This is a genomic window from Nocardia nova NBRC 15556 (genome assembly GCF_001613005.1).
Lineage (GTDB): Bacteria > Actinomycetota > Actinomycetes > Mycobacteriales > Mycobacteriaceae > Nocardia > Nocardia nova.
In genome coordinates, this window is record NZ_BDBN01000077.1 from 39801 (window position 1) to 50757 (window position 10957).

Annotated in this window: 11 protein-coding genes and 1 riboswitch; of the genes, 4 read left to right on the top strand and 7 right to left on the bottom strand. The window is 69.8% G+C overall.

Going from position 1 to position 10957, the window contains the following annotated elements; genetic code table 11:
* Positions 1 to 12: 12 nt before the first annotated feature.
* Positions 13 to 804 carry a hypothetical protein gene (locus NN2_RS27115; protein ID WP_063017068.1) on the bottom strand — a complete coding sequence of 264 codons (792 nt, stop codon included), beginning with the start codon at positions 802 to 804 and terminating at the stop codon, positions 13 to 15.
* Positions 805 to 1080: 276 nt separating this feature from the next.
* Between NN2_RS27115 and NN2_RS27120 the strand changes: the two genes are divergently transcribed.
* Positions 1081 to 1599, top strand: a complete 519-nt coding sequence (locus NN2_RS27120; protein ID WP_104363257.1) for an LppU/SCO3897 family protein — start codon at positions 1081 to 1083, stop codon at positions 1597 to 1599.
* Between the two features lie 19 nt (positions 1600 to 1618).
* On the opposite strand, the gene NN2_RS27125 is transcribed toward NN2_RS27120, so the two are convergent.
* Positions 1619 to 3973, bottom strand: a complete 2355-nt coding sequence (locus tag NN2_RS27125) for a helicase-associated domain-containing protein (protein WP_063017085.1) — start codon at positions 3971 to 3973, stop codon at positions 1619 to 1621.
* A 41-nt stretch (positions 3974 to 4014) separates the two neighbouring features.
* On the opposite strand from NN2_RS27125, the gene NN2_RS27130 reads away from it, so the two are divergent.
* On the top strand, positions 4015 to 4203 hold the full coding sequence (locus NN2_RS27130) for a hypothetical protein (RefSeq protein WP_063017070.1): 189 nt from the start codon (positions 4015 to 4017) through the stop codon (positions 4201 to 4203).
* A 219-nt stretch (positions 4204 to 4422) separates the two neighbouring features.
* On the opposite strand, the gene NN2_RS27135 is transcribed toward NN2_RS27130, so the two are convergent.
* Positions 4423 to 5064, bottom strand: a complete 642-nt coding sequence (locus NN2_RS27135) for a resuscitation-promoting factor Rpf1 domain-containing protein (protein ID WP_030513264.1) — start codon at positions 5062 to 5064, stop codon at positions 4423 to 4425.
* Positions 5065 to 5073: 9 nt separating this feature from the next.
* Positions 5074 to 5225: riboswitch (cyclic di-AMP (ydaO/yuaA leader) on the bottom strand.
* Between the two features lie 321 nt (positions 5226 to 5546).
* Entirely contained in the window at positions 5547 to 5780 is a 234-nt protein-coding gene (locus NN2_RS27140; protein ID WP_030513265.1) for a hypothetical protein, read from the bottom strand.
* A 206-nt stretch (positions 5781 to 5986) separates the two neighbouring features.
* Between NN2_RS27140 and NN2_RS27145 the strand changes: the two genes are divergently transcribed.
* On the top strand, positions 5987 to 6415 hold the full coding sequence (locus NN2_RS27145) for a cold-shock protein (RefSeq protein ID WP_174553987.1): 429 nt from the start codon (positions 5987 to 5989) through the stop codon (positions 6413 to 6415).
* Between the two features lie 34 nt (positions 6416 to 6449).
* Here NN2_RS27145 and NN2_RS27150 read toward each other — a convergent pair whose 3' ends face one another.
* From NN2_RS27150 to NN2_RS27160, 3 genes are all read right to left on the bottom strand, one after another.
* Positions 6450 to 6989, bottom strand: coding sequence for a DUF2771 domain-containing protein (locus tag NN2_RS27150; RefSeq protein WP_063017072.1), 540 nt, complete (start codon positions 6987 to 6989; stop codon positions 6450 to 6452).
* A complete protein-coding gene (locus NN2_RS27155) occupies positions 6986 to 8746 on the bottom strand; it encodes an MFS transporter (RefSeq protein ID WP_063017074.1) in 1761 nt (586 codons plus the stop codon). Before NN2_RS27155 ends, NN2_RS27150 begins: the two co-directional genes overlap by 4 nt.
* Positions 8747 to 8836: 90 nt before the next feature.
* A complete protein-coding gene (locus NN2_RS27160; RefSeq protein WP_063017076.1) occupies positions 8837 to 9616 on the bottom strand; it encodes a glutaminyl-peptide cyclotransferase in 780 nt (259 codons plus the stop codon).
* 17 nt (positions 9617 to 9633) lie between these two features.
* Between NN2_RS27160 and NN2_RS35840 the strand changes: the two genes are divergently transcribed.
* Positions 9634 to 10957: DUF3027 domain-containing protein (locus tag NN2_RS35840; RefSeq protein WP_245658873.1), on the top strand; the 1324-nt coding region annotated here is incomplete at its 3' end.

Genomic DNA, 10957 nt, shown 5'->3' on the forward strand with positions numbered 1-10957 from the left:
CCTGTTTCGCGGTTACCGGTCCAGGTCGTCCACGCGCTGCTGCGCCTGCTCCAGTTCGGTATCGGCTCGTCGCAACGCCGCTTCGGCGGATGTCACCCCGGCGGCGGCGAATCGGCGGGATTCCTCGGCCTGCGCGAGTTCGTCGCGCAACGCGGTGATCCGCTCGTCCAGGGCGGCCACGTCGGAGCGCTGCCGTTCGAGGTCGTCCGCCGTCGAATCACGATCCGCCCGAGCGGATTCCAGCGCTTCCCGGGCGGCGGCCAGCTCCTCGGCGCCGGTGTCGGCCGGTTCCTCGGACCGCTCGTCGGGAACGGCGGCCAAGGCGGGCCCGGCCGGGCCGAAACCGGCGTAGTCGACCGCGGCGGTCAGCACGCCGGCACGGACCTGGTCGGTGACCTCCGGATCCGCCAGTGCCGCATTGAGGGTCTGCGCGACCTCACGCAACACCGGCTCGGTGAGCTTCTTCCCCGCGTCCGAGGCGAGGCGAGCGGCCTTGTCCGTCAACGCGTTCACCGCTTTGCGGCGTTGGTCGGCGAGGGTGCGCATCCGGTCGGCGGACAGGGTGCGCTGCGCCTCGCGCAACGCCTCGCCGAGATCCAGCAGTGCCCCCAATTCCTGGGTTGCCTTGTGCGCCAGCAGATTCACCGCCCACGCCGCGACGGTCGGACGCCGCAGCCGCGATATCGCCGTGGCCAGCTGTTTATCGCCGTTCGCGCGCGCGGTGCGGGCCGCTTCGTCGCGAGCGGCCACGAATTCGGCGGGGTCGAGGGCATAGAGCTCTGCGGTCGTCTGCTCGAGCTTCATGCTGCAGAGCGTAACGATTCGGGCGAGGATATCGACTACAGATCGCGCGTGTGCGGCTGCGCTCGCGGATATTCGAAAGGTGTATCGGATCGTGAATTATTTCGGGCTCCTGCTTCTCAACCACCTGCTGCCCAGCATCGTCAACTATTCGCTGATGGGTATGTACGGCCTGCACTCGCTGCATATGTGAGGCGGGACCCGCCCGGCAGGGCGGGCGGGTATCCTCCCCACCACGTTCGCCATTGGTGAACGGCTCGGCGAGAAAGGTTTTCGTAGGTGAAGTTCGCAGGACCGAGACCGCTCAAGGGTCTCGTGCTGGCGCTCATGGCGGTCGCCGCCCTGACTGTGACCGGCTGTTCGATGTTTTCCGATGCGGCAAAATCCGACACCGCCCGCGCGAAGGTCGGTGACTGCATCAACGTGCTGGAGGGATCGCCCGCAGATTCCAAGACCGAGCCGGTGGATTGCTCCTCGGCCAAGGCCGTCTACACGGTGAAATCGACCTCCGACAAGAAGCAGGACTGCGGGGCCGAATACTCCTCGTACGAGGAGACCTTCAACGGCGGTACCACCGCATTCCTGTGCCTGGCGCCCAACCTCAAACAGGGCAGCTGCTATCACGAGGACAAGACGACCGGATACTCCTACGCCGACTGCGACTCGGCGGACGCGACGGTCAAGGTCGTCAAGCGGGTCGACGGTCAGAACGACGAATTCCTCTGCGATGCGAATTCGACCTTCCTGACGCTCTCGGAGCCCAAGACCACGTTCTGTCTGGCCAACCCCAAGAGCTGAGGCCGCTACGAGCCGCGGTTCACGGCTCGACCAGGGCCACCGACGCGATCCGGTGCAAGGTGAAGTGCCGGATCGCGCCGGTGTCCGGATCGGTGGCATCCAGCTGGCCACCGGCCACCCGCACCGGTTCCACGATGCGCTGGGTGGCCACGCCCTGGGCGTCGACGTAACCGATATGCACCGGGCGGCGCACCCGCACCGCCAGTTGCAGCAGCGCCAGTGTGGCCGCGGTACTCGTGCGGGTGCCGTCGCTACGCACCCGCTGCCCGGACCGGCTGCGGGCGGCCTTCTCCCCGGCGCGCAGTTCGCCCACCAGAAGCCGCAGCTGTTCGGCACTGGGCGGGGTGGGCCGCCAGGCGTGGCGTTCGTTCGGCCGGGTGGACAGCCGCGCCCCGCGCGGGCGCAGATCCACGATCGCCCCCGACGAATCCTCACCGGCCGGACTGAACCCCGCCGCGCGCAGCTGCTCGAGCACCTCGCCCAGCGGCGCCTGCGAGATCGCCACCGTCGGCGCGACGGCTCGCAATGCCAGCTGTCCCGCCACGGGTGCCGCCAGCACCTCGGCCAGCAACGCCGGATCCTCACTGCGCACGAACGATTGCGCCATCCCGACGCGCAAGCGCCCGTGCCTGCGTGCCACGTCGTCGATCAGGTACGTCAGCGATTGCGGGACGGGGGTGCGCGAATGGGCGGTGAACAGCTGATGCAGTTCGGCGGCGGTCATGCCGGCGTCGAGCGCGCGCCGCACCGACCCTTCGCCGATGCGGTAGACGGTTGCCGCGCCCGCGGATTCGATATCGGCGACCAGGGCGATGCGCTCCCGCAGTTCCGGCACGAGCGGCCCCGGGGCGACCACGGTCAGATCGGCTTGCACCAGCACGTGATCGACCGGTTCGGGCAGGGCCGCGTCCATTTCGGCCTCGGCGTCGGCGACGGTGCCGTGCAGCAGCGCCCGGCCCGCGGAGGTGAGCGCGCCGCGGCCGACCACCCCCAGCGCCGCCGCTTCCGACAGCGTGCGCTCGACCGCCTCGATGCGGAAATGCCTGCGCCGCCGCGGCATTCGCCAGCTCAGCACCCGCGCCACATCGGCGGCCGTGATCGCCGTACCCGGCGGGAACTCCGCGGTCACCGCCAGGATCGCACGCCGATCGGGGACCGCGTGCGCGGTGCGCAGCTCCGCCGAGAGGGCGGCCAGCGGCTTGTCGTTCACATCGCGCAGGCCGATCATCCACGGGAAGCGGTCCAACTCGAGCCAGGCGTGCGCGAGCACCGCCCACCGGCGCGCCGCCGGGCCCTCCAGCCAGCCGTCCGAGGCGATCGTGGGGGCCCAGAAATCCTCACCGGCGTCGTTGTCCGGCGGCGGCTCGGGAATTCCCTTGTCCAGCAGCCGGGCCGCGGCCAGCACCTCCACGAGCAGCCCTACCCGCGTCTCGTCGAGCCCGGTCTGTTTGGCGATGCGCCGCAGTTCTCGCACCCCCAGGCCGCCCGCCCGCAGCACCGGCGCCGGCACCTGGGAGACAACCTCGAGGATGTCGCCGGCGTGGCGCAGCAACTCGCCGACCTCACCGGCCGCCGCGGCGTTCACGTCGGCGGCGGAGTGCTCGCGGGTCTGTGGCTGCGGGGGCGTGAGCACGTGGGGATCGGTGACCGGTTCGCGCCGCAGCACTTGGCCGACGGCCGGAGGGAGTTCGACGGTCTCGTCGTCGATCCAGATCAGCAGCCGGCGGGCCAGCAGCCGCTGGATGGGCCGCTCCGGATCGGTGCCGGGCGCGGCGTCGCGGGTGCGGCCGCGGGGGCCGGTGGTCGCGAGCTTGTCCAGCAGAGCGCGTTCGGCGCCGCCGATCTCGCGCAGCGCCGTCTCGATCTCGGGCTCTGTCAGTGCGTCGGGGAGTTCCGTGGTGGCCCCCATCGGCCACGGCAGGGCCTCCGGCGCGGCGGGCACGACGAACAGTTCCTCGGTGCCCCACACCACCGCGCGCTCGATCAGGCGCGCGAGCGCGGCGTCGACAGCGGCGGCGGATACCCGATCGGCGAGCAGTTCGTGCAGGCGCCGGCGCGGCAACGGGCGCTCCTGGCGGCTGCCGCCGAATGCGTTGTGCGCGGCGAGAGTTTCGATTACGGCGAACTCGAGTGTGTTCAGATCGTCGGCGGCACGCAGCACCGACGCCCGCTGTTCCGCGCGGGCGGCCAGTACGGTCATCGAACCGGGCAACGGCACGGCGAGGTCGGGGCGCAAACCCAGCAGCCGGACCAGATCGTCGTCGCTGCGGGAGCTCAGCCAGTCGGTGAGTGTGCCGAGCTCGGCGGGTCCGGCGTCGGCCCCGGAATGCGTCCCGGCGCCGTCGTCGGAGGCTCGGGCATCGGTCGTGGTCATCCAATCCAGACTACGGCGAGCGAACATGCCAGAATGAGGCCGTGGTGAACAAATCGAAGAAACCCTACGTCGACAACGGCTGGCCCGAGGTGGACCACGGTGACCACGCGGTTACCGAATTGTCGTCGACCCGTTCCGGTGGCCTCTCGCCCTACGGTGAGGACACCGAGTTTCCGGTGCCGGCTGACACCCTGCCCTACGTGCATCCGCACACGGTGGTCAACCGCTGACGCGAACACGAAGAAGACCCGCGTTCCTGTAATAGGAAGGCGGGTCTTTTTCGTATCCGGGGTCCCGTATCCAGGCGTCCTATCCGGGCGGACATCGCCGCGCTCGCGTCGCAGGCAGGCCGTCGGCGGGCATACACGCTTCATGCTCCCCGGAAACGCAGGGAAGGCCCGCATCGCGAGATGCGGGCCTTCCCTGCAGGGGGAAACTATGTGAGCGGTCTAGTTGGGCAGCAGGCCCTTGTTCGCCTCGTAGAAGTTCACGATCGACGGATCGAGTTTGGCGCCACTGGCTTTGAAGGCGTTGTACGCGTCGAGCGCCGGTTGCGGCAGCTGCACGCCCTGCGCCTGTGCGGCGGTGACGGCCTTGTCGACGGCGGAGAACACCTGCTGGTTGCCATCGGCAGGGGCCTGGGTCGAGGCTTCGCTCTCGGCGGCACCCGGCTGCCAGCGCGGGGACTGAGCGGGAGAAGCGGGCACCTCGCGCTGAGTGGCGCTGCCGTGCAGGCCGAGGCTGGAGGAGCAGGAAGGCCACGCGCCCCAACCCTGGGTCGCGAGCACCTTCTCGGCGACCGCGATCTGCTGGTCGCGGCTGGCCTGGTTGGCGGAGGGGGCGTACTGCGTGCCGCCGTGAGCGGCCCACGTCGACTGCGAGAACTGCAAACCGCCCTGGTAGCCGTTGCCGGTGTTGATGCCCCAGTTACCACCGGATTCACACTGTGCGAGGCGGTCCCACTCCGAATCGGGAGCCGCGGCGGCGTGTCCAGCGAGAGCCACACCCGCGCCACCCATGATCGCGGTGGAGACAGCGACCTTGGCGACGGTGCGACCGGTGTTGGTCTGCTTGCGATGGCGTCCACTCATATCGGGTCGTCTTCCTCTCGTACGCGCCTGCGAGGTGAGCTGTCGGGTTCGGACTGAGAGGCCGTCCGGTCCCGGCTCGCCGGGACTTCACCCCAAGGGATCGGTCGTTGCCGGCCGTTCCCGCTTCCTGCGGAGGCTTCGAAACTCGGTTGAGCTCCGAAAACCTCTGTGGGAACGTGGGTTCCCCGCCCTCGCCCCTGGTTCCGTCGGGGTCCGTACCCGCGGGGCGAGGCTCGGTGCGGCGGGCCGGTGGTGCCGGGATGTCCCGGCTGCGATAGACGGTACGACGATCCGGCTGAAAAATCACTATTTGGTAACCGGCGTGTATGGCCGGTCGCGCTGTGCCGCAAGACCTTCCGAATCGGCGTCTGTGCAGGTGAGTACGGCGTGTCTCCGCCGAGTGCGGGTCGTGACCGCGGCGTTATCGCGTCGTTATGTGACGAAGGTCACACGTGTAATTGCCCGGCGTGTTGGGGAAACAGTCAGCGGGCGCGTCGCCCCGACCACAGCGCGAACGCGATCGCGAGCAGCAGCCCGAGCGGGGTCGCCGCCATCGCCACCAGATACAGCCACAGCGGCGGGTCGGCGTCGGTCAGGATCGGCGTGAGGAAAATGGCGACGATCGCGAGCACGCCGACCGCGAACAGGCCCACGGCCACGCGCAACAGCACGTCGCTGGAGCCCCGGGGCGCGCGGGGCGAGGAGGAGTCCGGCATGGGTGCACCGTAAAACGGATGTGCTCGCCCTATCCCCACCGGGGTAGACTCGAACCAATCGCGTCCTGCATAGCTGTGTGGGGCGCGTTCTTTTCGCACAGAGATAGGTTCCGGCGTTTCGCCGGAACCTACGTCCGTGTCCGGGGTCGTTCGTGACCCCGCTGGATTCGGACGGACCGGACAACGATGACGAACGGGTGAGCGCAGTGCCGACCGGCAAGGTGAAGTGGTACGACGTCGACAAGGGCTTCGGCTTCCTTTCCCAGGATGAGGGTGAGGACGTCTACGTTCGGTCGTCCGCCTTGCCCAAGGGTGTCGAGGCGCTCAAGCCCGGCCAGCGCGTGGAGTTCGGAATGGCCGCCGGTCGCCGCGGCCCGCAGGCGCTGAGCCTGAAGCTGCTCGATCCGCTGCCCTCGGTGCGCAATGCGCAGGGCCGCAACGACCGGGTGCGCAAGGAAGCTCCGGCCCATCCGCGCAAGGCGCCCGACGACCTGCACGGGATGATCGAGGACATGATCACCCTGCTGGAGGCGACGGTGCAGCCGGAGCTGCGCAAGGGTAAGTACCCCGATCGCAAGACCGCGCAGCGCATCGCCGAAGTGGTGCGCGGGGTGGCCCGCGAACTCGATCACTGAGTTCGCGAGCGCCTGATTCGCGAGGAAACCGCGGTCACGCCGCCCTGATCGACCACGCCTGATACGGCGAGAACGCTTCGTTGCCTGCCTCGTCACGCACGAGCAGCAGCAGCTGCACCTCGACGCCGATCAGGCGCAGGTTCGGTTCGGGATGGCTGTCCACCGTCACGGCCAGGGTGCCCTGCGGGTAGTCGCGGTAGGACGCCAGGTGCTGCACGGTCTTGCCCGGATTGTCGATCTGCTGGTACTCCAGCACCATCACCCAGGGCGCGTCGGCGATGTGCCGGGGGAGCGACAGCTGCACCGGATAGCCCAGCGGCGGATTCAGTTCCGCGGTGATCTCGGTGCGCCTACAGTCCGGGGAGACGCGGCCGTGCGGATCCGGTTCGCCGATCGTGCAGTACAGATAGGGCGGAACCGTGACGGTCTTGCCGTGCGCATAGGCGGTGACCGTGGGATCGGCCTCGTGCGCGTTGTGCACCGCCACCGCCACGATGCCGGCGACGGCCGCGGCGACGACCAGAACTGCCGCCAGGGCCAGCGCGAGGATCGTGCGGGTGCTGGGCTTGGTCACTGTGGCTGTTTTCCTGTCGCTAGGGGGACTTCCTGTTTGACGTGCTGCGGACGGTTACCGCCCAATCCGGGGAGCAGCGAATGCCCACGGTAGCTCACGAAGGTTTGCGCCAATCCGAGCGCCAGGACCGCGGTGACCACCGCGAAGCCCTCCCAGTACACGGTCGGCAGCAGCACGCCGCCGGCGCCGCCGACCACCCAGGACAGCTGCAGCACCGTTTCCGAGCGCCCGAATCCGGAGGCGATCGATTCCGGCGGCAGATCGTCCTGGATCGAGGCGTCCAGCGAGACCTTGGCCAGCGCGCTGGCACAGGCCGCCACCAGCGCCGCGACTGCGGCGCCGACCAGGTTGTCGAGCAGCATCGCGACGACGGCGACGGCGGTACACGCCGCGGTGCACTCCACCACGATCAGCGAGGGCCGGCCCAGTTTCAGCCGGGCGCCGGTCGCATTGCCGACGAAGTTGCCGATCGCCGCGGCCGCGCCGACCAGTCCGAGCATCGCGGCCTGCTGCACCGGGCGGTGTTCGGTCGATTTCGCGACGAAGGCCACATAGAAGGTGAGGAAGCCGGTCAGCACCCGGATCGCGCTGTTGCCCCACAGTCCGGTGACCACCGACCGGCCCAGCGGCTGCCGGCGCCGACCGGGTTTCACCGCGGACTTCTCACCGCGGTCCAGCACTTCGGTGCCGCTGCGGCTGTGGTAGCCGAGGGTCGCCGGCACCTCGCCCTCGGTGACCTCGACCCAGGACGGAATCCGCAGACTCAGATAGGCCCCGGCCGCCGCGATCAGCGCCGCGAACACCAGCGCGCCGACGGATCCGGCCACCGCGGCGACCGCTCCGGCCACCGCGCCCGCACCGAGCGTCCCGCCGACCAGGCCGAATACGGTGAGCCGGGAATTGGTGCGGACCAGATCGATACCGGGCGGCAGCACCCGTGGCGTCACCGCGCTCTTGAGGACCGCGAACGATTTACTCGAGATCATCATGCACAGCGCCAGCGGATACAGCGCCCAGCTGTCGAAATTGAAGATCAGCAGGATCGCGAAGACCACCCGGATCGCGAACGAGGTCGACAGCGCGAGTCTGCGCCCGCGTTGCAGCCGGTCCAGCAGCGGGCCGATCAGCGGCGCGATCACCGCGAACGGCGCGATCGTGATCAGCAGATACAGCGCCACTTTGGTCTTGGATTCCGCGGTGGCACTGGCGAAGAACAGCGTATTGGCCAGCGCCACCGCGATCGCGGCGTCGAGGGCGAAGTTGGCCATGGTCGCGTAAACGAGTGCGGTGAGCCCGGATTCGCCCGCGCCGTCGGCTCGCGCCGCGCGCTGGAAGGTGTGGAAACCCTTCTCGGTGAGGTCCCTGGTGCGCATCGCCATCACGCGCGTCACCGTCATCTTGCGAGGGACACGTTGGCGTTCGGCGATTTTCGCGTCCTTGGGTCGGGGGCGCTCGGCTGCGCTCGGTGCCTCGGGGGCCTCGGGGGCCTCGCCGGAGCGGTCGTCGCTGTGCGATCCGCGCGGCGGAAGGGCCCGCGGTGGCTCACCCGTCGCCATGCGCCGGGTCACGAATTCGGGCACGTCCGGTTCACCGCCGCGGCGCGGCAGCGGAGGCAGGGGCGCGGACGACGGGGCGTGCGACGACGGGGTGTTCGGCGGCGGGTAACGGTCGTAGCCGGGATGCCGCCGGGTAGCGGGATACTCCTCGCCGTCCCACGGACCGGGTTCGGTGCCGGAGGGTTCGCGGGAGGCAGTCACATGTCGATTCTCTCGCACTCGGTCGGCGCGTGGACATCGGCCGGGCTGTGATCCGATGCGTGTCGGCCGCCGTCGTGGTGACCGCCGCGCTCACATCGGGACGAATCGGACCTCGAACATGGTCGGCCAGTACTTTCCGGTGATCAGGAAGTGGTCGGTGCCGGGGAGCTGGGCGATGCCGTTGAGGACGTCTGCTCCGGTGCGCTCGGTGGGGCGCAACAGGCCGCCGGCCTCGATCTCGGCGAGTACCGCGCCGCCGACCGGGTCGATGTGCAGGATCTGATCGGTCGGCCAGACGTTGGCGTAGATCGAACCGTCTGCGGCGCAATCGAGTTCGTTGAGCCGGGCGTCGTGATGGCTGGTGAGCCGGATCGTGCCGGTGGTCGCGAAGGTGGCCGGATCGCGGAAGGTGAGGGTGTCGCTGCCGTCGCTCATCACCAGGCGGTCGCCGCGGGTGCACAGGCCCCAGCCTTCGCCGTCGTAGTGGACGCGGCGGCGTTCGGTGAGCGTTCGCGGATCGCGGGCGAAGGCGGTCTCGTTCTTCCAGGTGAGTTGCCAGACGGTGTCCCCGGCGCGGGTGATGCCCTCGCCGAAGTAGGCATCGGAGAGTTTCGCGGTGGCGATCGGCGCGCCGGTGGTGAGGTCGGTCGCCCGCACTCCGGAGTCGCCTTCCATCCCGATGCTCTCGTAGAGAACCGGGCCGTCGACCTCGAGCCCCTCGGTGAACGCGGTGCGGTCGTGCGGGCGGGTGGCGACCACCTCGACCCGCAGGCGCGGTGTGTTGTCGTCGCGCTCACAGGCCGCGGCGGACAGCATTGTGGACGCCGCGATCAGCACTGCTGCGGCCGCCGCACGGCGTTGGCATTTCATACGGCAAAATGTAGGACGTGAGCGCAGTGTCTGTTTCGGAGTCCGGCGTGCGACCGATCCTGGCGGGGGCGGTCGACCTGGCTCGCCGTGCGCTCCTGGAGTTGCAGCCCACGGGTGTGGGCGAACATCTGGGCGTCACCGGCGAGAACGAGTGTGCGGCGACCCATCACTTCGCGGCGACCCTGCCGGGGTACCGCGGCTGGCGGTGGGAGGTCGTGGTCGCGGCCGCGCCCGATGCCGAATACGCGACGGTCAGCGAATCCGCGCTGCTACCCGGGCCGGGCGCACTGGTGGCGCCGGAATTCGTGCCGTGGGACCAGCGCATCCGCCCCGGCGATCTCGCGCCCGGCGATCTGCTCGCCCCGCGCGTCGACGATCCGCGCCTGGTGCCCGGATATCTGGAGACCGGCGACCCGGTGGTCGACGAGGTGTGTGAGGAGGTCGGCCTCGGCCGCCGCCAGGTCCTCAGCCGTGAGGGGCGCGTGGAGGCCGCCGAGCGCTGGTACTCCGAATTCGGCCCCGACACCGAGATGGCGCGTTCGGCCCCCGGAACGTGCGGAGTGTGCGGATTCTTCGTGCCCCTCGCCGGTGCGCTGCGTGCCGCCTTCGGCGTCTGCGCCAACGCGATGGGCGCCGACGGCCGGGTGGTCCACGTCGAATACGGCTGCGGCGCCCACTCCGACACCGAATTGCCCACCGGTGCCGGCTCCCCGCTCTACGAGGCCTACGACGATGCGGCGATCGAGGTCGTCCCGGCGGAGGAACTGAACGCGCGGGACGGGGCCGCCGAGGCCGCGGCGCCGTCGACCATCGCTCCGGAGGCGTCGACGGACCTCGCCGCGACGGAGCCCGATACGGCCGCCGCTGAAGACACCGCCGCCGAGAGCGCGCCGGAAGCCGTCGAGGGCGACGAGGCGTCGGAAGCCGGAAACAACCAGCCTTCGGATGTAGCGGACAGTGTGGGCGACTCCGGACACGTCTCCGCTGCCGTACCGGAAGCCGTTGCCGCCGAGGGTATTTCGAGCACCGTCGAATCGCAGTCGGACGCCGCGAACGACGTCTCCGCGACCGGCGCCAGCGGGGCCGCGCCCGAGGTGTCGACTGCCGATGCGGCCGCCCACAAGACGTCCGCGGCCGACGCCGCTCCGGAAACCTCTGCGGCCGAGGAACCTTCGAACGCAGCTGTCGCCGAGCCCGCCGAATTCGGTGCCGTTCCCGCTGCTGATACCGCTGAGGGTGCGCCTGCGGACCCCGCCGGCGCGGTCGACGGTGAGGCCGAGAGTCCCTCCGCGACCGGCGATTCGGCGGCCGCGGCCACGACCGGCGAGGTGGGCGCTGCCG